At 67.0% G+C, this 20877-nt stretch carries 17 protein-coding genes; 6 read left to right on the forward strand and 11 right to left on the reverse strand.

The features are described from left to right. Window positions 1-59: 59 nt before the first annotated feature. Window positions 60-869, forward strand: coding sequence for a tyrosine-protein phosphatase (locus tag ACZ60G_RS28010; RefSeq protein ID WP_465813664.1), 810 nt, complete (start codon window positions 60-62; stop codon window positions 867-869). Between the two features lie 308 nt (window positions 870-1177). Here ACZ60G_RS28010 and ACZ60G_RS28015 read toward each other — a convergent pair whose 3' ends face one another. Both ACZ60G_RS28015 and ACZ60G_RS28020 read right to left on the reverse strand, forming a co-directional pair. Beyond that, on the reverse strand, window positions 1178-1729 hold the full coding sequence (locus ACZ60G_RS28015; protein WP_465813665.1) for a hypothetical protein: 552 nt from the start codon (window positions 1727-1729) through the stop codon (window positions 1178-1180). Window positions 1730-1772: 43 nt separating this feature from the next. After that, window positions 1773-3980, reverse strand: a complete 2208-nt coding sequence (locus ACZ60G_RS28020) for an elongation factor G-like protein EF-G2 (RefSeq protein WP_465813666.1) — start codon at window positions 3978-3980, stop codon at window positions 1773-1775. A gap of 615 nt (window positions 3981-4595) precedes the next feature. Between ACZ60G_RS28020 and ACZ60G_RS28025 the strand changes: the two genes are divergently transcribed. Further along, on the forward strand, window positions 4596-5030 hold the full coding sequence (locus ACZ60G_RS28025; RefSeq protein WP_465813667.1) for an ester cyclase: 435 nt from the start codon (window positions 4596-4598) through the stop codon (window positions 5028-5030). Window positions 5031-5546: 516 nt separating this feature from the next. Then, complete coding sequence (locus ACZ60G_RS28030; RefSeq protein ID WP_465813668.1) at window positions 5547-6962, forward strand: hypothetical protein; 1416 nt, start codon at window positions 5547-5549, stop codon at window positions 6960-6962. Window positions 6963-6966: 4 nt separating this feature from the next. Here ACZ60G_RS28030 and lipA read toward each other — a convergent pair whose 3' ends face one another. From lipA to sucB, 5 genes are all read right to left on the reverse strand, one after another. Then, window positions 6967-7983 (reverse strand): lipoyl synthase, encoded by a 1017-nt coding sequence (lipA, locus tag ACZ60G_RS28035; RefSeq protein WP_465813669.1) that lies wholly within the window; start codon window positions 7981-7983, stop codon window positions 6967-6969. 78 nt (window positions 7984-8061) lie between these two features. Then, window positions 8062-8796 carry a lipoyl(octanoyl) transferase LipB gene (lipB, locus tag ACZ60G_RS28040; protein WP_465813670.1) on the reverse strand — a complete coding sequence of 245 codons (735 nt, stop codon included), beginning with the start codon at window positions 8794-8796 and terminating at the stop codon, window positions 8062-8064. Window positions 8797-8890: 94 nt separating this feature from the next. Continuing rightward, on the reverse strand, window positions 8891-9424 hold the full coding sequence (locus ACZ60G_RS28045) for a GNAT family N-acetyltransferase (RefSeq protein ID WP_465813671.1): 534 nt from the start codon (window positions 9422-9424) through the stop codon (window positions 8891-8893). A gap of 31 nt (window positions 9425-9455) precedes the next feature. After that, window positions 9456-10361 carry a TIGR01777 family oxidoreductase gene (locus ACZ60G_RS28050; RefSeq protein ID WP_465813672.1) on the reverse strand — a complete coding sequence of 302 codons (906 nt, stop codon included), beginning with the start codon at window positions 10359-10361 and terminating at the stop codon, window positions 9456-9458. A gap of 23 nt (window positions 10362-10384) precedes the next feature. Next, complete coding sequence (gene sucB / locus ACZ60G_RS28055) at window positions 10385-12172, reverse strand: 2-oxoglutarate dehydrogenase, E2 component, dihydrolipoamide succinyltransferase (protein ID WP_465813673.1); 1788 nt, start codon at window positions 12170-12172, stop codon at window positions 10385-10387. A 259-nt stretch (window positions 12173-12431) separates the two neighbouring features. Here sucB and ACZ60G_RS28060 point away from each other — a divergent pair, with 259 nt between their 5' ends. Further along, complete coding sequence (locus ACZ60G_RS28060; protein ID WP_465813674.1) at window positions 12432-12794, forward strand: oxidoreductase; 363 nt, start codon at window positions 12432-12434, stop codon at window positions 12792-12794. Window positions 12795-12871: 77 nt separating this feature from the next. Here ACZ60G_RS28060 and ACZ60G_RS28065 read toward each other — a convergent pair whose 3' ends face one another. Continuing rightward, entirely contained in the window at window positions 12872-14407 is a 1536-nt protein-coding gene (locus ACZ60G_RS28065; protein WP_465813675.1) for a leucyl aminopeptidase, read from the reverse strand. 67 nt (window positions 14408-14474) lie between these two features. Between ACZ60G_RS28065 and gcvT the strand changes: the two genes are divergently transcribed. Together gcvT and ACZ60G_RS28075 are read left to right on the forward strand one after the other, a co-directional pair. Then, entirely contained in the window at window positions 14475-15575 is a 1101-nt protein-coding gene (gene gcvT / locus ACZ60G_RS28070) for a glycine cleavage system aminomethyltransferase GcvT (RefSeq protein ID WP_465813676.1), read from the forward strand. Window positions 15576-15680: 105 nt separating this feature from the next. Beyond that, window positions 15681-16781, forward strand: coding sequence for a branched-chain amino acid aminotransferase (locus ACZ60G_RS28075; protein WP_465813677.1), 1101 nt, complete (start codon window positions 15681-15683; stop codon window positions 16779-16781). Window positions 16782-16825: 44 nt separating this feature from the next. Here the strand turns inward: ACZ60G_RS28075 and ACZ60G_RS28080 are convergent, their stop codons facing one another. From ACZ60G_RS28080 to cobT, 3 genes are all read right to left on the reverse strand, one after another. After that, window positions 16826-17539, reverse strand: a complete 714-nt coding sequence (locus ACZ60G_RS28080; RefSeq protein WP_397037831.1) for an MBL fold metallo-hydrolase — start codon at window positions 17537-17539, stop codon at window positions 16826-16828. Between the two features lie 542 nt (window positions 17540-18081). Continuing rightward, window positions 18082-18831 carry an adenosylcobinamide-GDP ribazoletransferase gene (locus ACZ60G_RS28085; protein WP_465813678.1) on the reverse strand — a complete coding sequence of 250 codons (750 nt, stop codon included), beginning with the start codon at window positions 18829-18831 and terminating at the stop codon, window positions 18082-18084. Window positions 18832-19121: 290 nt separating this feature from the next. Then, the gene (gene cobT / locus ACZ60G_RS28090; RefSeq protein WP_465813679.1) at window positions 19122-20306 is read right to left on the reverse strand and encodes a nicotinate-nucleotide--dimethylbenzimidazole phosphoribosyltransferase; all 1185 of its coding nucleotides are present in this window, start codon (window positions 20304-20306) and stop codon (window positions 19122-19124) included. Between the last annotated feature and the right edge of the window lie 571 nt (window positions 20307-20877).

The raw sequence follows: 20877 nt of genomic DNA on the forward strand, positions 1-20877 counted from the left end.
TAGGTGCTGCTGCTGCGGCGGCGTTGGCGTTGACTGCGACGGGGGTGCAGCCTTCGGCGGTGGCCGAGCCGAGTGTTGCGGCGGTCGGCGGGAAGATCGATTTGCAGGGGGCGGTCAATGTTCGGGATATCGGGGGGTATCGGACTTATGACGGGGCGAAGGTCAAGGCGGGGAAGGTTATTCGGTCGGATTCGTTGGAGAAGTTGACAGACTCCGACGTGCAGAAGCTGGGAACCCTGAATCTCAAAGCCGTTATTGATCTGCGGACGCCGGCGGAGGTGCAGTTCGCGGGGGCCGACAAGGTGCCTGCGGGGGTGCAGAAGGTCGCGCGGCCGATTGATGACACCGGGTTGTTCCAGCAGATGTTGGGGGCGATTCAGTCTCGGGATCCGCAGAAGCAGGAGGAGCTGCTCGGGAACGGGAAGGCCGAGGAGATCATGGCGAATGTGTATCGGAGCTTCTTCACCGACGATTCGCGGGCGAAGTTCGGGCAGACGATTCGGGATCTCGCGGCGACCGATCGGGCTACGCTTTACCACTGCACCTCGGGTAAGGATCGGACCGGCTGGCTGACGTATGTGGTGTTGCGGGCCGTCGGGGTGCCTGAACAGACTGCGCGGCAGGATTATCTGCTGTCGAATCAGTATCGGGCCGCGGCGGATGCCAAGTTGCGCGAGCAGGTGAAGCAGGCGGGGCTGATGCAGAATCCCGATCTGCTGATTCCGCTGCAAGTGGTCAGCGACGAGTACCTGGACACCGCGATCGCTGCGATGGAGCAGGCCTACGGCGATTTCGGGAAGTTCCTGACGCAGGGCTTGGGCCTCGACGGCAGCACCCTCGTACAACTTCGGAAGAACCTGGTGAGCTAGCGAGACGGTTCGGGCCCATTCCTTTCCGAAGGCGTGGGCCCGACCCGCGTCCGCCGCCCTCGGACCGTCGCATAACCAGTCACGATCGCGCACACCGCATAGAGCCTGTTGCCGAATTATCGCGGATTTTGGTCGTGACATAGGTCACGCCTTATTTCAACCGCTGCCGTGCAATCATCCTCAGCTGGAAGTGATTTGATCCCCCGACTGTGACGTTGATATGACGGTACAACCGCCCCGCGGCGCATTCGGCAACAGGCTCTCTACAGCCTGTGCGAACTCCTCACACTCTGTGCGACAGCAGGAGTTCAGATCGGGAGCACCATCTCCACCAGGTCCCATAGCGATACGCCTCCGGTGCCGAAAGCTGTGACCAAGGCGTAGGCGATCAGCGCGTCCTCCAGGGTGGGCTGGCGAACAGTTGCCCCGGGATCGCGCACGGTGAATGGCAATGCCCAGACGACCTCGATGTGGTGCGTCCCCGTCAACATGAATTCGCCGAGCACATGCTCGCCCCGATCCCGTTGCCCGACCACCAAGGCGCTGGAGTGCAGATTCGTCGGCATCAGCCGCAAAATCTTGCCATCGACCTCGGCGACCGCGCGATAGGTCCACCGGTAGTAGAAATGCCCGCGCCCGACCGTCAACCTGATCGGGCGATCATTGATCGATGCCCGCAGCCGCTTGGCATTTCGCGTACCGATGGGAACGCGCTGACGAGTGCGCGGACCGATACGTTCGATGGTCACCGCGGTGGCATCGTCGAATACCGGTGTGGCGACCACCCTTTCGTCGGTCCGCGTGATCACGATCTTGCCGAAATGCTCGGTGTCGACGACGAAACGCTCTGGACTGCTCACCCGGCTCCTTCGACGCTAGCGAAACATCCTGCGGCGCTGGGTATCAGCCCGATTTCCTGGCCTGGTCGCGGACTGAGCCTGCCAGCGCCTTCGGCATCGGTTCGTGCCGGATATACGAGCGCGTGAAATCACCCGCGCCATGTGAGATGGAGCGCAGATCTATTGCGTAGCGGGTGAGTTCGAGTTCGGGCACCTCGGCGTGGATGCGGGTGCGGCCGGTGCCGTGCGGTTCGGTACCGAGGACGCGCCCGCGGCGTCCGGACAGGTCACTGAGTACCGGACCGACGTAGTCGTCGGTTACCACCACCCATACTTCGGCGATCGGTTCGAGCAGGTCGATACCGGCGGCGGCCGCGGCCTCGCGCAACGCGAGCGCACCCGCTGTCTGGAACGCTGAATCGGAGGAATCGACCGAATGCGCCTTGCCGTCGAAGAGTGTCACGCGCATATCGACGAGCGGGTATCCGGCCGCCACTCCGCGCCCGGCTTGGGCGCGGACACCCTTCTCCACCGACGGAATGAATTGTCGCGGTACGACTCCACCGACCACCCGGTCGACGAATTCGATACCCGAACCGCCCGGCAGCGGTTCCACTTCGATCTCGCAGACCGCGTACTGTCCGTGCCCGCCCGACTGTTTGACGTGCCTGCCCTTACCGGTCGCCTTGCCCGCGAACGTTTCTCGCAGCGCGACCTTGTGGTCGATGACGTCGACCTGCACGCCGAACCTGGTGCGCAACCGCTCCAGCGCGACATCGCGGTGCGCTTCGCCCAGACACCACAGCACGATCTGATGGGTGTCGGGATTCTGTTCCAGCCGGATCGCGGGATCCTCGGCCGCCAGCCGGGCCAGGCCGCTGGACAGCTTGTCCTCATCCGCCTTGCTGCGTGCCTGAATGGCGATGGGCAGCAGGGGATCCGGCATCTGCCATGGTTCGATCAGCAGCGGTGCGGCGGTGCCGGACAGGGTATCGCCGGTTTCCGCGTGGCTCAGTTTGGTGACGTAGGCGATATCACCGGCGATGGCCTGGCCCAGTGGGCGCTGCTGTTTGCCGAACGGTGCGGTGATGGCGCCGATGCGCTCGTCCACATCGTGGCTTTCGTGGCCGCGGTCCTCCAGGCCGTGACCGCAGACATGCACGGTGTCGTCGGGTCGCAGGGTGCCGGAGAATACGCGGACCAGCGAGACCCGGCCGACATATGGATCCGAGGCGGTGCGGATCACCTCGGCGGCCAACGTGCCGTCCGGATCGCAGTGCAACGGTGTCGGCGCCGCACCGTCGGAGGTGTTGACCGCCGAGACCGCATGTTCCGACGGTGTGGGAAATCCGCCGGTGATCAGCTCCAGCAGTTCGATGGTGCCGAGGCCTTGTTTGGCCCCTTCCGGGGCGGGCGCGCCGAACACGACGGGATGGAAGCTGCCCCGGGCGACCGCGCGTTCGAGGTCCTCGACCAGCGCGGCCAGCTCGATCTCCTCGCCGCCGAGATAGCGCTCCATCAGGGTTTCGTCTTCGCTCTCGGCGATGATGCCCTCGATCAGCCGGTTGCGCGCGTCCTCGAGCAGCGGCAGCTGATCGGCGGACGGTTCGCACTGGACCTCCTCGCCGGAGGAGTAGTCCGCGATGCAGTGCGGCAGCAGCTCGACCAGTCCGGTCACCGGGCGATGACCGTCCGGACTCTTCGGCCCGTACACCGGAAGATGCAGCGGCAGAATGTTTTCCGAGGAACCGCCGCCGAGCACCTGTCGACAGGTCTCGGTCATCTCGTCGAATTCGGCGCGTGCGGTATCGAGGTGGGTGATCACGATGGCCCGCGGCATCCCGACCGCCGCGCACTCCTCCCACAGCGCGCGGGTCGCGCCGCTCACGGCCTCGGCGCCCTCGGCCGCCGAGATGACGAACAGGGCCGCATCCGCCGCACGCAGACCCGCGCGCAGCTCACCGACGAAATCGGCGTATCCGGGGGTATCGAGGAGATTGATCTTGATCCCGTGCCACACCATCGGCACTACCGACAGCTGCACCGATCGGTGCTGGCGGTGTTCGATCTCGTCGTAATCCGATAGCGACGTTCCGTCCTCCACCCGGCCCGCGCGATTCACCGCGCCCGCCGTGAGCGCCAACGCCTCCACCAGCGTGGTCTTACCCGACCCGGTGTGCCCGACCAGCACTACGTTCCGGATGTCCTCCGGTCGCTGCGCCGTCACACCCTTACCGTTGGTCCCTGCGGACGCACTCGCTTTCTCGACCATGTGTCTCGCTTTCTCGGTCGACACTTACGGTCCTTCGAGCTTCCCACCAGCGGTCGCCTCGCGTGCGCGGATCGGGCGATCCGATGTGTTCATTTGCGTTTGGGTCGGCGTGTACGTGGGGTTCAGCATCCGGCCAGACGCGGCCCAGGGTCTGTGTAAGCGTGCGATCGGACGGCGCGGTCGGCTATTGCGCGTAATCGGGTACAACAGCTCAGGGCGCGAGCCGTTCCGGCAAATCGGTCGACCGACCAGTCTGCACGGGACTGGTGATGTGATGCGCGTATGTGCCCGCCGGGGTATCCACCAGCAGGTAGACATCATGCGAGCACGGGACAGCTCAGTTGCCCCTTACCTCGCATACGAAACAGGCGCACAATGATTGCGGTACACCGGTTTCAGGGTTTGTGATCGGCGGGTGGCTGGATGTCCGCCGACAACATTCGGACGGGCATCCGCCGTGATGACAGCGTCCACATACCGGGTCGCGGCGCCTGGATTCGCCGCTGGCATCGCGGCCGCGCTCCAAACCACACTCAATGCCGGGCACCGCGAATGCTGCCTGTAGCGACTATGGCCGCCGCCAGTTCGGCACTATCAAATCGAAGGGGAAGCGCCATGTCAGAGCAGAACAAGGCCACCGCCAAGCGCATCTTCGACGCATGGAACGCGCGAGACCTCGATGTATTCGACGAGGTGATCGCGGCTGACTGCATCAACCACGATCCACAGAACCCGTTCGCCGAGGTCCATGGCCCCGACGGCTTCAAAAAGCTCGTGCAGATGTATCTCGCCGCGTTCTCGGATCAACGGTTCTTGGTCAACGAACAGATCGCCGAAGGCGATTTCGTCACTACCCGATGGACGGCGACAGGCACCAACGACGGCGAGATGATGGGCATGTCCCCGACAGGCAAATCAGCGGTCGTTCAGGGAATCACAATCAGTCGCTTCCAGGACGGCAAGATCATCGAAAACTGGGCATGTTGGGACACGCTCGGGATGATGCAGCAACTCGGTGTCGTCCAGGCGGCGCACTCTGCAACAACCTGACTCGCACCGTATCGTCGCTACTGTTGAATAAAGTCAAGTGCGGCAGTGGAATTCGAGTGGGCGGTTGGATACGCCCACTCCGTGCATCGCGCCAGGCTCGTCCGCACGGCTGCTGCTCTTGACGCTGTCTCCGGGGGAGAAGACTATTCCGCAGGGGGATCCGGCCTCCTCTCAACCGCTGACACCGACCCGGCGGCTCGCCGCGACACTCGCGTCTGTCGTCGCCACGCCGGTGTAGTGACACCTTTTGTCGCCAAAACCACACTCTTACGGTGCCTTTCGAATTCTCGTCGGGCGGTCGCGCTGAATACCGTTGGTGGGTCGACTGTGCGGACGAGAGGGAGGGTGACCTCGATGCTGGTTGTGAACGAACGGGCGGCGGTTACGCGATCCGAGCAGTGCGTGCTCGACTGGATGCGAACGTGGACCGGTCAATATGTCATTGTGGGGCTTGCTATTTCGGGATGCCACCGGCCCGACCGCCCCCACGGGGGGAACGCGCGGGATGCGGGTCTGGTGGTGTTCACACCACGCGCGATGGTGGTGATCGAAGCCGAGGAGACCGCCGCCGAGGTGGCTACCGGGGTTTCGGGCCAGGCCGACGGGCGCTCGCGGCTCCTCGAGTGCCAGGGCGATCCGGTTCCTGTCCGCGATGGCGACACCAGTCCGTTCGACCGAGTGACGAGCCATGTGCTCGATCTGGAGGAGTTGGTGCGCAAGCAGCACCCGGACGCCTTCGTCGACGGATTGGTCGTGGTTGTGCCGCCTCGGGACGCATCGGTCATGGTGGATTTCGAAGCGTCCGAGCACGGCAACTGTGTGGTCCTCGGGTCGTCGGCCGGGTTGCGGGCTTGGTTTCATCGGACGGCGAATCGGAAGCTGATCTGGACCGCGGAACAGGTGCATGCGCTACTCGGCGAGCTTCACCTGTCGCACGTGGTCACCGTCGAGGATCTCGCGGCCGAGGGATTTCCGTCAGAGTCGGGACGTCGTTTGCGTTCGGAATCCAGGGCGCTGGTCGGCGCTGCCCGCGCATCTGCTCCGCTCGGTGCTATCTCTGCTTCAGTCGACAGTTCGAGTGTGACTGCCGGACAGCCGGATGCGGATGGGAGATCCGAACCACGGTTCGAGTCGGCCCTGGCGCGGCCTTCCGATATCACGGAAGTTCTTGTCGACGATCATTCGATAACGACGGCGGACAACTCGACGGCGCTGGTCGGAGCGGTATCACTGTCGAAGCACGATGGGCCGCAGTCTGTTTCGTCCGCGATAGTAGATACGGGGACCGTATCCGCCGGACCACAGCCCTTTTCGGCACCTCCCATGGCTCCGTACCCGCCATGGCTCTCGGCCGATATCGCTAGGGCTCAGGCGAGGGGTGCGCAACGCTCGCGGCTTGCGGTTCGCTCGGATGCGGGGTCTTCGCACGTATCCGTGCTGCCGGCAGAGCCGGAACCGATCGCCGCCGTCGACGCCGATCGGGCGCAGTCGGCACCGCCAGCGTCGTCGCCCTACGCCGACGCGTGGTCGTCGTGGGTCGACTCCGACCCGCAATTGATACCGACTCCACAACAGGCTGATCCGGAACTCCTGCGGCCGGTAACCCCGCGGCCGCCAACCCCGCCCGCCGCCGAGCGGTCGAACCAGGATTCGGCTCGCCGACGGGTGTCTGCAGTACGCACGCGTACTTCGACCGCACTGGCGAAAGGACTCGAGCTCATTCCCGGCCTCCCGCAACACGTCGCGACCTTGCTGATCGTCGCGGTCGTCGCCGGCACGATCTGGATCCTGGTTTCCGCGGGCGTGAACCAGCGCGGTAGCGGCGTTCAGCCGCACCTCGTTCCGAGTACCGAGACGATTGCGCCGCCGGAGCCACCGGCTCCGGCTCGGCAGGCTGAACCGCAGTGCTTCCCGTTCCAGCCGGGATGTTGATCGACTAGCCGCCGAAGCGGGCCAATACGGAGCTGGCCTCCTGTGAGGCGGTGCCCTCCTGTGCGAGATGCGCCATGGCAGGGGAGATTTCGCGGCCGTGGTGGGCCATTGCCTGGGCGTAAAGGCGGCCCGCACGGTACGAGGAGCGGACCAGCGGCCCGGCCATGACACCGGCGAAGCCGATTTCCTCGGCCATGCGGGAGTGCTCGACGAATTCCTCAGGCCTGACCCAGCGGTCCACCGGATGATGACGCGGCGAGGGCCGCAGGTACTGGGTGATGGTGAGGATGTCGCAGCCTGCCTCGTGCAGATCGCGCATGGCCTGGGTGACTTCCTCGGGGGTTTCGCCCATACCGAGGATCAGGTTCGACTTGGTGACCAGGCCGTCTTCACGGGCGGCGGTCAGCACGGCGAGGGAGCGCTCGTAGCGGAACGCCGGGCGGATGCGCTTGAAGATGCGCGGCACCGTCTCCAGGTTGTGCGCGAGCACCTCGGGGCGTGACGAGAAGACCTTGGCCAACTGCCCGGGGACCGCGTTGAAGTCCGGGATGAGCAGTTCGACGCCGGTGCTCGGGTTCAAAGCCTTGATGGCGCGGACGGTTTCGGCGTAGAGCCAGGCACCACCGTCCTTGAGATCGTCGCGCGCGACGCCGGTGATGGTGGAGTAGCGCAGGCCCATCGCCTGGACGCTTTCGGCGACCCGGCGCGGCTCGTCGCGATCGAGCGCGGCGGGTTTGCCGGTGTCGATCTGGCAGAAGTCGCAACGGCGGGTGCACTGTTCGCCGCCGATGAGGAAGGTGGCCTCACGGTCTTCCCAGCATTCGAAGATGTTGGGACAACCCGCCTCCTCGCACACCGTGTGCAGGCCTTCGCGTTTCACCAGGCCCTTGAGTTCGGTGTACTCGGGGCCCATCTTGGCTCGGGTCCGAATCCATTGAGGCTTGCGCTCGATCGGGGTCTCCGCGTTGCGCGCCTCGATGCGTAGCAGTTTGCGTCCTGCCGGTGCTGAAGCTGAGGTCACTCGATCGACCTTACGCCTGCCGTGCGCCGTCGTCGGATGCAGTCCGTCACTGTCCCGGGCAACGCGACAGCAGCCGACTCATTCGGCTCTCGCGGGCTCCACGGCTGGTGCGGCGCGGACGATGTCGTGTGCGGTCACCGGGAGTTCGCCATTGAGCGCGCGGGTGATCGCAGCGCTGACGAGCGGCTTGACTTCGGCCACCGTGACCTCGCGACCGAGTTCGCGCGTCAGCGTGGTGACACCGGCGTCGCGGATACCGCACGGAACGATCGCCTGGAAGCCGTCGAGCGCGGAGTTGCAGTTGAGTGAGATGCCGTGCAGCGCGACGCCCTGCTGTACCCGCACGCCGATCTGGGCGACCTTGCGCTCGGAGTAGAGCTCGGTCGCGGCCAGCCATACACCCGAGCGGCCCTCGACCCGTCCGCAATCCAGGCCGAGCCCGGTGCAGACGGTGATCAGTGCTTCTTCCAGCCTGCGCACGTAGTGCACGACATCCACCGGCTCGGCCAGCCGCACGATCGGGTAGCCGACCAGCTGCCCCGGACCGTGCCAGGTGATCTTGCCGCCGCGATCGACCTGCACCACCGGGCTGCCGTCGATCGGCAGATCCTCGGCCTCGGTGCGGCGACCAGCGGTGTAGACCGACGGGTGCTCCAGCAGGAGCAGATGGTCGGAGCCCTCCCCGGCGGCCCGCTGCGCGGCGATCGACCGCTGCATTTCCCAGGCGCTGTGGTACTCGATGAGTCCGAGATCCTCGACCACGATCGGGGTCGTATCGAATCTGGCGGACCAGGTGGTGCGCGTGTCGTTCACGTCCTCGACGGTACGCCGAGTGTGTCGATTCGATAAACCAACCCGATGTGGGCGATGCCACAGGGTTGCCAGGTTTGGCGGTGCAGGGTGCGGTTCAGTCGCCCACGATCGGCAAGGTCAACTGCATCAGCGTGAGATCCATCCAGCGTCCGAATTTCCGTCCGACCTCCGGCAGTTCCCCGACGGTGCGGAAATCGAATCGCTCGTGCAGCGCGATCGAACCGGTATTGCCGGATTCGATGGCGGCGACCATGGCGTGCACGGTACCTGCCTGGCGGGCGCGCTCGATCAGCTCGGTGAGCAGGGCACTCGCAATACCGCGCCGGTGGAAACGATCGGCGACGTAGACCGAATTCTCCACGGTGAAGCGGTAACCCGATCGGGTCCGCCACGGGCCGTAGCTGGCGTAACCGGCCACCTCGCCGCCGATATCGGCGACCAGAATCGGCAGCCCGGCGGCGGTGCGGTCGCGGAACCAGGCGCGCCGATCGTCGAGATCGACCTGCTCGTGATCCCAGATGGCGGTGGAGGTGGCGATATTCGCGTTGTGGATGACCAGGACCTCGGGCAGATCGCCCGCGCGCGCGTCACGGATGACGGTGGCGGGTCGGGTGTCCAGCTCGGTCATCGATCTACTCCATGGGTCTTCGGACGCGGCGTCAGCGGTCGTCGTCGCGGCCGAGCGCGGCTGCCAGCGCCGCACCGATCGTCTGGTGCTGGAACGGATACCCCGCCTCCTCCAGCACCGTCGGAATCGCGCGCGGCCCGGTCAGGATCGCCTCTTCGGCGAATTCGCCGATCAGCGTGCGTAATGCGAACGCGGGCACCACGAATGGGGCCGGTCGGTGCAGCACACGACCCAGGGCCCGATTGAATTCGGCATTGGTGACCGGTGCCGGACCGACGGAATTGATCGGCCCGGCAATGCTGTCGTGGGTGAGCGCGAAGATGATCGCGCCGATCTCGTCGGCCATCGAGATCCACGGCGTGTATTGCCGTCCATTGCCGAGTCGGCCGCCGAGGCCGAGCGAATACAGCGGCTGCAGCATGCCGAGCATGCCGCCGTGGTGGGAAAGCACCACGGCACTGCGCAACAACACCGTGCGCACACCCGCGTCGACGGCGGGTTTGGTCGCGGCCTCCCAGTCCCGGCAGAGGGTGGCGAGGAAACCCGTTCCCGCGGGGGTGGTTTCGTCGACCACGCGGTTGCCGGTGGCGCCGCCGTAGTAGTGCACGCCGCTGGCATTCACCAGCACCGGCACACCAGCGGCGGCGACCGCATTGGCCAGGACATCGGTCGGGGTGAGCCGACTGTCACGCAGCTCCTGTTTGTAGCTGCCGTTCCAGCGCCGCCCTCCGATGCTCGCCCCGCAGAGGTTGACCAGTGCGTCGGCGCCCCGCAGGGCCCGCTCGTCCAGATCGGCGCGAGCGGGATCCCAGCGGTATTCGTCCGGCGCGTTGGGGGAGCGGCGTGCCAATCTGGCGACTTCGTGCCCCTCGCGGCGCAGCGCCGCGACGAGTGCCGTCCCGATCAGCCCGGACGAACCGGCGATCACCACTTTCATACGCGACAGACGACCCTTTCCGACTACAGACCGAGGTCCGCCTCGAACGCCGCTTCCTCGAGCCGGTGCCGGATCGTGGTCAGGAAGCGACCGGCGTCGGCGCCGTCGATGAGGCGGTGATCGTAGGTGAGCGGCAGATAGCACATGGACCGAACGCCGATGGACTCGTTGCCGGTCTCATCGGTGACCACGACCGGACGCTTGACGATCGCACCCGTACCGAGCATGCCCACCTGCGGCGGAAGCAGGATCGGGGTGTCGAACAGCGCGCCCTGGCTGCCGATATTGGTGATGGTGAAGGTGCCACCGGCCAGCTCGTCCGGCTTGAGGCCGCCGGTGCGGGCGCGGTTGGCGATATCGGCGATGGCGCGGGCCAGTCCGGCCAGCGACAGGTCGCTGGCGTTGTGGATCACAGGGGACAGCAGACCCTGCTCGGTGTCGACGGCGATGCCGAGGTGCACCGAGGCGTGGTAGGTGATCTCCTTGGTGGACTCGTTGTAGCTGGCGTTCACATTCGGGTGCACGCCGAGCGCCTCGACGACCGCCTTGGCGAAGAACGGCAGGAACGTCAGGTTGACGCCCTCGCGGTCCTTGAACGCGGCCTTGGCCTGGCTGCGCAGCGCCGCGATCTTGGTGACATCCGCCTCGTGCACCTGGGTCAGCTGCGCGGTGGTCTGCAGCGATTCCCGGGTCTTGGTGGCGGTGATCTGGCGGATGCGGCTCGCCTTCTGCACGGTGCCGCGCAGGTGCGCCAGCTGGGACGGGGCCGCGGGGGCGGGCGCCTTCGCGGCCGGTGCGGCTGCCGCGGGGGCGGCCGCGGCCGGAGCCGGTGCCTTCTTGGCCTCGACGGCGGCGAGCACATCCTGCTTGCGGATGCGTCCGCCGACACCGGAACCGGTGACGGTGGCGAGGTTGACGCCGTTCTCCTCGGCCAGTTTGCGGACCAGCGGGGTGACGTACGGGGTCGCGCCGTTGCCGGAGGTGTCCGGGGTCGGCGCCGGAGCCGTCGCGGCCGGAGCCGGAGCAGGCTTGGGAGCCGGAGCCGGAGCCGGAGCCGGGGCAGGTGCCGGAGCGGCGGCCGCGGGAGCCGGAGCAGGCGCGGGTGCGGGTGCCGGTTCGGGCGCGGGGGCAGGGGCTGCCGGGGCCGGTGCGGGGGCGGCGGGTGCCGGTGCGGCGGCCGCGGGGGCGCCGCTGCCGATCACGCCGAGCTGTCCACCGACGGCGACTACATCGTCTTCCTGCGCGGAAATTTCCAGCAGGGTGCCCGCGACGGGCGAGGGGATCTCGGTGTCGACCTTATCGGTGGAGACCTCGAGTAGCGGCTCGTCGACGGCGACCTGGTCACCGACCTGCTTGAGCCAGCGGGTGACGGTGCCCTCGGTGACCGACTCACCGAGTTCCGGCATCTTGACCGGGGTGCCCGACGCGGCGGCGGGGGCGGCTGCGGCAGGAGCCGCGGGGGCGGGGGCCGCAGCGGCGGCAGCCGGCGCGGGGGCCGGTTCCGGTTCCGGTGCGGGGGCGGGTGCAGGCGCGGCTTCAGGTGCGGGTGCGGCGGCGGGCGCGGGCGCTTCGCCGGCTTCGCTGATCACACCGAGCTCACCGCCGACCTCGACGACGTCATCCTCGGCGGCGACGATCTTCGACAACACACCCGCCGCCGGCGACGGGATCTCGGTGTCGACCTTATCGGTGGAGACCTCGAGCAGTGGCTCGTCGACCTCGACCGTGTCTCCTTCCTGCTTCAGCCACCTGGTCACCGTTCCCTCGGTGACGCTCTCACCAAGAGCCGGCATCTGGACGGAGAAGGCCATGTCCGTTGACTCCTCTGACTGCTCGACGGGTTCTACAACAGTTGATCTCACTGCGAACACCCACCGCGGGTCGCGATGGGTGTCCGAAAGCCACCGATCATTGTGCGTGGCACCGGAGATCTGTGTGGTTCTTGTACCGCGATCCATCCTTGCACTCGTCCGCGAGACGTGTAGCACAGGGCAGCGAACTACACAGGGCTGGCAAGATGGAATGACCGATGCCGAGCACTCGGTCACCGGTGGAAGGAGGTCGGCGTCGTTGGGTTTGCTGGATCGTTTCCGAGGCGGCGCGGCCCGGGGAGGCAGGGGTTTACGTACGGGTTCGAGTAGTGGCGACGATGCGCGCTATCTCGCCGAGTGGGTGCGTACCCATACCGGGGTCGAGGGCTACGTGGAGCCCAAGACGACGGTGACGGATGTCACTGTCGTCTTGGTCGCGGCCGATGGTGAATGGACTCGTCGCGTCGTCGGCGAGCGCGGCGCGCAGCGACTAGCCGGAGATTTGCGGATTCCCGTTTACGACGTTCGCAAGACCGGTTATCCGCAACGGATGCGCGACTACGACGCCCGCAAGCGGATCGAGCGCCAACGGGCGCTGGAACGTGAATTGGGCGACTTGTAGGGCTGTTAGTTTCGTTCAATTTGTTCGCGGTCCGCAGTGCGACGCCCGGAAATTCCGGACGCCGCACCGGCATTCGGTTACTCCGTCACGTCCTCGTGTGCGATGTCCTCGATCACCGAAACCAGGGTGCGGACCGGAACCCCGGTGCCGCCCTTGCCGATGTAGCCGAACGGGCCGCCGGTGTTGTAGGCCGGACCCGCGACGTCCAGATGCGCCCACTGCACACCCTCCGGGACGAACTCCTTGAGGAAAATCGCGGCCGAGAGCATGCCGCCCCAGCGGTGCGATGCGACATTCGCCAGATCGGCGACCTTGGAGTTCAGATCGGCGCGCAGTTCGGCGGGCAGCGGCATGGCCCAGCCGTTTTCACCGGCCAGCCGCGACAGCCGCGCGACGCGGTCGCGGAAATCGTCGGTGCCCATCACGCCGGGGGTGCGGGTGCCGAGTGCGACCATCTGCGCGCCGGTGAGGGTGGCGACGTCGATGAGGTACTCCGGATCGTCCTCGCCCGCGCGCACGATGGCGTCGGCCAGGATCAGGCGGCCCTCGGCATCGGTGTTCAGCACCTCGACGGTCTTTCCGCCGTACTGGGTGAGCACATCGCCGGGGCGCTGCGCGGTGGCCGACGGCATGTTCTCGGCCATCGGCACGGTCGTGATCACGGTGACCGGTAGTTCCAGCTTGGCGGCGGCGATGGTCGCGGCGATGACCGCGGCGGCGCCCGCCATATCGGAGGTCATATTCTCCATATTCGCGGCGGGCTTGATGGAGATGCCGCCGGTGTCGAAGGTGATGCCCTTGCCGATGAGCGCGATCTTCTTGGCGCCGCCGTTGTAGGTCAGCCGCACCAGGCGCGGCTGGCGCGAAGAGCCCTTGCCGACGCCGAGCACGCCGCCGTAGCCGCCGTCGGCCAGCGCCTGCTCGTCGAGCACCTCCACCTGCAGACCCGCTGCCTCGGCCAAAGCCTTCGCGCGGGTGGCGAATTCGGCCGGGTACAGGTGACTCGGCGGAGTGTTGACGAAATCGCGTGCGGTGGCGATGGATTCGGCGATCACCCAGTCGTGGTTGAAGCCCTTGCGGTAGGACACGCTCGGGTCGCCGACCAGGAGTTCGACCTTGCGCACCGGCTGCTCGTCCGGCTTGCCGTCGGCACTCTCGGATTTGAACGCGGTGAAGGTGTACGCGCCGAGGAAGAACCCTTCGGCGGTCGGGCCGATGCCGCCCTCGAGACCCGACAGAGTGGTCACGGCCCGGCCGACACCGGTCAGCGCACGTCCCGCGACACCGGCCGAGCGGCGGATCTGTTCGGCATCGATCTTGTCCGCGGCGCCGAGTCCGACGGCGAGCACGCTCTTCACATCGAGGCCGGTGGGGGCTGGAATCCGGGTGAGCTCCTCGGCCTTACCCTTCGCACCGACGGCGCGCAGTTGTTCCTGCAGCGCCGCGCGGACCTCCGGGGCCAGGATGTTGTCGACGAATTCGTCCTCCAGTGTGGCGATCGTCGGGCCGTCGTCACCGGACACCAGCCCGATCACCAACACATCGGTGTCGGCGCTGATGGTGTCGACCAGGTCCAGGTCCGGTCCGAGCGAGCGATCTGCAACAGCGGTCATGAGCACAGGCTATTCGGTCTGCTCCGGGTGGCGCATCGCGACGCCGACACCGGGCTAAGCTCGGCCGGTGACCGATGCGAACCTGCTGCAAGGCCCGATCCATGGTGTCCACGTCGAACTCGGGGCGAAGTTCGCGCCGTTCGGCGGATGGGAAATGCCGGTGTCATACGCGGGGACGGTCGGCGAACATCAGGCAGTCCGCACGACCGTCGGCCTATTCGATGTGAGTCACCTCGGCAAGGCCACTGTCCGCGGCGCGGGCGCGGCGGATTTCGTGAACTCGGCGCTCACCAACGACCTCGGTCGGATCCGGCCGGGCAAGGCGCAGTACACGCTGTGCTGCGCGCCCGACGGTGGTGTGATCGACGATCTGATCGCCTATTACGTCCGCGATGACGAGATCTTCCTGGTGCCGAATGCCGCCAACACGGCCGCGGTGGTCGCGGAACTGCAGAAGGTCGCGCCGGACGGCATCACGGTCACCGACGAGCACCGCGAGTACGGGGTGTTCGCGGTGCAGGGACCACGCTCGACGGAGGTGCTCACCGCGCTCGGGCTGCCGACCGATATGGAGTACATGGCCTACGCGGACGCCGAATGGGACGGCCGCCGGATTCGGGTCTGTCGCACCGGATACACCGGCGAACACGGTTACGAACTGTTGCCGCGGTGGGCCGATGCCGAGCCGCTGTTCCGCGCGCTCGTCGAGCAGGTCCGCGCGCACGATGGGCAGCCCGCCGGGCTCGGCGCCCGCGATACGCTGCGCACCGAAATGGGTTATCCGCTGCACGGACATGAACTGTCGCTGGAAATTTCGCCCGTGCAGGCGCGCTGCGGGTGGGCGATCGGGTGGAAGAAGGCCGAGTTCTGGGGCAAAGCCGCACTGGAGCAGGAGAAGTCGACCGGTCCGCGTCGAATCCTGTTGGGGCTGAAGGCACTTGATCGCGGTGTGCTGCGCCAGGGCCAGACCGTGCTGCGCGACGGTGCGCCCGTCGGCGAAACCACCTCCGGCACCTTCTCGCCGTCGCTGCAGATCGGTATCGCCCTCGCCCTGCTCGATACCGCGGCGGACCTCGAACCCGGCGCGGAGGTCGAGGTCGACGTGCGCGGCCGCCGCCTGCGCTGTGAGGTTGTGCGTCCGCCATTCGTCGACACGAAAACCAAGTAGTCGGCGTCTCGCTGTGCACCGCGGATGTCGGCAGGTGACGCGGGTACATTCGCGGCGCGCCGACACTCGCACCGCGGCGAAATCGCGACCGATAGGATCTGCCTCATGACCGTTGCCGCACAGTTCACCCATGTTCCGCATCCCGCGCCCACCCCGGCGCAGCGGGTACAGGAGATTCTGGCGGCGCCGGGCTTCGGACGCTTCTTCACCGACCATATGGTCTCCATCGACTACACCGAGGGCGAAGGCTGGGGCAATGCCAGGGTCGAGCCGTACGGGCCGTTGGCGTTGGATCCGGCGACGATGGTGTTCCACTACGGCCAGGCCATCTTCGAGGGTCTGAAGGCCTACCGGCAGAACGACGGCAGCGTCTCCTGCTTCCGCATCGACGCGAATGCGACGCGCTTCCGCAAGTCCGCACGCCGGATGGCGATGGCGGAACTGCCCGAGGAACTATTCATCGAATCCGTGCGTCAGCTGCTCGAGGTCGACGGCGGCTGGGTGCCCGCGGCCGGTGGTGAGGAGTCGCTGTACCTGCGGCCGTTCATGTTCGCCACCGAGGCCGGGCTCGGCGTGAAGCCCGCTTCCGCCTACAAATACCTGCTGCTGGGATCGCCTGCGGGCGCGTACTTCCCGCGCGGTGTGAAGCCGGTGCGGGTCTGGCTGTCGACCGAGTACGTGCGGGCCGCACCGGGCGGTACCGGTGAAGCGAAGGTCGCAGGCAACTACGCGGCCTCGCTGCTGGCCCAGGCGCAGGCCTCCGAGAAGGGCTGCGATCAGGTCGTCTGGCTCGATGCCTGTGAGCGCCGCTATGTCGAGGAGATGGGTACCAACAACCTGTTCTTCGTCTTCGGCTCCGGTTCCGAGGCGCGGCTGGTCACCCCGGAACTGTCCGGATCGCTGTTGCCCGGCATCACTCGCGATTCGCTGCTCACCCTCGCCGCCGATTCGGGCTATGTGGTTGAGGAGCGCAAGGTTTCGGTGGAGGAGTGGCGCAAGGGCGCCGAATCCGGTGAGATCACCGAGGTTTTCGCCTGCGGTACCGCCGCCGTGATCACACCCGTCGGCTGGGTTCGTTCCGCCGATGGCGAGTTCGCGGTCGGCGGTGGTGAGCCGGGCGAGGTCACCATGGCGCTGCGTGACACCCTCACCGGCATCCAGCGCGGCACCTTCGCCGATATCCACGGGTGGATGCGCGGCATGTGACTGCGGCAGTCCCGCGAACGCCGCAGCCGTGTGCCGTTCGTGGTTCAGCTTGGCATGAAGGTGCGCCATTCCTCCAGGGTTTGCGGGCGCATGACGTAGTTGGCGTCCTTGACCGTGGAGAGCGCGGCGGAGGGGTCCTGGGAATACCAGTGACCGGGGTAGACGACCGGGTCGCCGGATAGGTCGGCTAGATAGCGCAGGCTACGGAACATGGCGTCGGAGTCGCCGCCGGGGAAGTCGGTGCGGCCGCAACCGTCGATGAAGAGGGTGTCGCCCGCGATGAGGCGATTGTCGAACAGGAAGCACTGGCTGCCGGGGGTGTGGCCGGGGGTGTGCAGCAGCTCGATATCGAAGGCACCGACGCTGACCTTGTCGCAGTGCTGGTGTCCGGTGAGTTCGCTCGGCGCGATGCCGGTGACATTGGCGACCCAGGACAGTTCCTCGGCATTGACGTGCACCGGAACGCTCGTCTTTTCGAGCAGCTCCCGCACCCCGCGCAGGGTGAATCCCAGCATGGTGCCGCCGACATGGTCCGGGTGGTGATGGGTGGCGAGCACCCCGGTCAGCCGCAGCCCGTCAGCCTCGGCGATATCCACCAGATCGCCCGCCGCATACGCCGGATCCACCACCACACACTCGCCGGTCTCCCGATCGCCGATCAGATACGCGAAATTTCGCATCTGCGTCGCGATCGGATCACCCACGGCAAAATCTCGACCGGACAGCAGTTGACGAAAATACAGACGCTCGGAAGACATACCGTCCACTGTATTGCCTGACCCAGACAATGCGCGCACCGTGCCAGCTATCTCATCGCGGGCGATGTGTTCGTATACAAGTGCGGGCGTGCTCGTGCCGCATCCAGAGGTTGCCGCGCCATCAGGTCCAGTTCGCTCGCCGAGCGCAGTCGAAATGCGGCACGACACGCCCAGCGGCACCGCCATACGACTGCGCTCGACGGATCTCGGTTACCTCAGAAGCTAGCTGGACGCGGTACTAGTCCACGCGAGAATGCACGGTCAGGCCTAATCCGCTCGCCAGGCGCGGCCACCGATGTGCGGTTATGAGACCGAAATATTCAGGGCGGCACGGTAACACGTTGCTGGCACGAGTCGGCCGAGTCAGGCGCCCGAGGCCAGTCCTGCGGCGGTGATGGCGACGGATATCTCTAGTGTGACGCTGCGGATATCGCCGGGTTATGCCGCCGAAGGTGGGTCAAGTGTGCGATGACAGAGGCCGAAACGTCCGGGGCGGCACCGTTATGTAGGTATTCGCCGGTGCTTGGTGCGCGTTGGCCGACTCAGGTGCCCAGGGTTAGTCCGGCGGCGGTGATGGCGACGGATATCTCGAGTGTCGCGCCGAGGATGTCACCGGAGAGGCCGCCGAAGCGGTGGGTGCTGTGTCGAATGAGTAGGGCTGAAATGCCCACGGCGACAAGGACAACGGCGGGGCCGAGCCAGCGGTGGTCCGGCACGGCGAGTATGCCCGCGGCAACGGCGAGTGCGGACCAGAGTGCGATGGTGATCGGGTGCTGGGTCCCGGCGACCAAAGTGCCGAAGCCGGTGCCGGGAGCAGCGGCGGTGCCGCGCCGACATGCGAGGACCACCACCACTCGGCCGACGGCCACCGCGAGCAGCACCGCGAACCAACGCTCGGCCTGGGCCAGCGCGGCGAACGAAAACGCTTGGATCCCAACGGCGAACACAATTGCCGCCACCCCGAACGGCCCCGTGTCACCGCTCTTCAATATCTCCCTGGCCCGCTCGGGCGAACCATAGGACCCCAGCCCGTCCAGCGTGTCGGCCAATCCATCCAGATGCATCCCCCGAGTGATGAGCGCCAACCCGGCAACCACCACCAGCCCCGCGACCGACGCGCTCGCCCCACCCCACACCAGCACCCACAGCAACCCGGCCCCGGCCGCCCCGAGTCCCACGCCAACCAACGGCGCCAACGCGATCGCCCGCCCCGCCGCGCTCCGATCGACACTCTCCGGCCCCCGCACCGGCAGCACTGTCAGCCACGACACCGCAAGCCGCACACCGGTCATATTTGCCGACCTGTAATCGCTCGACCATCGCCATCGTCGGATCCACGCAGCGAAGCCGCCGTCGCGCACGCCGTACGCCGCGCACCGTTCATGCCGAGCGCTCCGTCGGCCCGCAGTGCCAGGTCCGCATGTCGCTCGATGCGTGTGTTGCCGCTAGCGGCCAGGATCGACCCGCAGGACGGGATCGTCTGCTGATGATGGCGGTCGTCGCGGTGCTTCCGACCGAGAGCGCGGTCCGCCGGTCCGAGGTGCAAGTTTCGCTCGCCGCTGGAGGCGCGTGCAGCCAAGGTCTATTTCCGCAAGTCCGGTTGCGCGGTCGCTTCGGCGGCGATGCTGGTCCCGGCTTCGGCTTCGGCTTCGGCTTCGGCTTCGGCTTCGGCTTCGGCTTCGGCTTCGGCTTCGGCTTCGGCTTCGGCTTCGGCTTCGGCGGCCGAATCGGCTGTGCTCACACCGGCTTCGGCGAAGGTGGCCATTTCGGCGAGGGTGGCTACGGCGGCGCGCAGGACGGGGAGGGCGGTCAGGGCGCCGGATCCTTCACCGAGGCGCATGTCCAGGTCGAGGAGGGGCTCGAGGCGGAGGTGGCGCAGGGCGAGGGTGTGCGCGGGTTCGGTGGAGCGGTGGCCCGCGAGCCACCAGGCGCTGGCACCGGCGGCCAGGTCCTCGGCGACCAGGGCGGCCGCGGTGACGACCACGCCGTCGAGGATGACCGGAGTCCGTCGGGTCGCGGCTTGTGCGAGGAAGCCCGCCAAGGCGGCGAAGTCGGCGCCTGCGGCAACCCGCAGCAGTTCGACCGGGTCCTTGGCGACCGGGCGGGCGCGGCGCATGGCATCGCGGATCGCGGCGACCTTGCGGATCCAGCCCGCATCGTCCACGCCGGTGCCCCGGCCGACAGCGGCGATGGGTTCGGTATCGGTGAGGGTCGCGATGAGGACGGTGGCGGGTGTCGTATTGCCGATGCCCATATCGCCCGCGATGAGCAGGTCGGCGCCCGCATCGATCTCGTCGTCGGCGATCGCCTTGCCCGCGGCGAGCGCGGCATGGATCTCGTCCTCGCTCAGCGCGTCTTCGCGATCGATCGACCCGCTCGAGCGCCGCACCTTGTGCTTTGCGACCTGCGGATCGGTATCGGCGTCGACGGAAATATCGACGACCCGCACGGTCGCACCCGCCACCGCGGCCAGCGTATTCACCGCCGCACCACCGCCGAGGAAATTGGCGACCATCTGCGCGGTCACCTCACTCGGATATGCCGAAACGCCGTGGCGCGCAATGCCGTGATCCCCGGCGAACACCACCACCCGCGCCCGCTCGAACCGCTTCGGCGGGCACACACCTTGACATGCCGACACCCAATTCCCGAGTGTCTCGAGCCGCCCGAGCGCCCCACCGGGTTTGGTCAGCTGCGCCTGCCGCTGCTCCGCCGCCGCCCGAACCCCCGCATCGGGTGGTACAACCGGTCCGAATCCGTCTGTCACTATCGAGCCTTTCCGGGTCGGGGCAGTTCATTCCTACACCGCGCAGTCCATACCGGGCCCAATCTTGCCGCCACACCCGACGGTCCGCACCACCCACCCCGCACCTGAGGCCTCGTCCCGCGCCGCCGCGGTCCGACCCGACGGTCCGCACGGCGCATCCTGCACGGCTGGCACGACACCCCATAGGGTGCCGCTCCCGCTGGTGACGCGCCATGATCGCCGCGGCCGTGCGCTCGTATTCAGGCGGACTGCTCCACCCGCGCCCTACCTGAGGCCTGGTCCGCGTGCTTGCGGCCCGATTCGGCCTCCGTATGGCGCATGCTGCACGGTTGCGACATCCATAGGCCGCGGCTCCCGCTGGTGACGCGACATGATCGCGGTGGCCGTGCGCTCGTATTTCAGGTGGACTGCTCCACCCGCGCCCTACCTGAGGCCTGGTCCGCGTGCTTGCGGCCCGATTCGGCCTCCGTATGGCGCATGCTGCACGGTTGCGACATCCATAGGCCGCGGCTCCCGCGAGTGACGCGCCATGATCGCCGCGGCCGTGCGCTCGTATTCAGGCGGACTGCAC

It is taken from the genome of Nocardia sp. NPDC102475 (genome assembly GCF_055584605.1).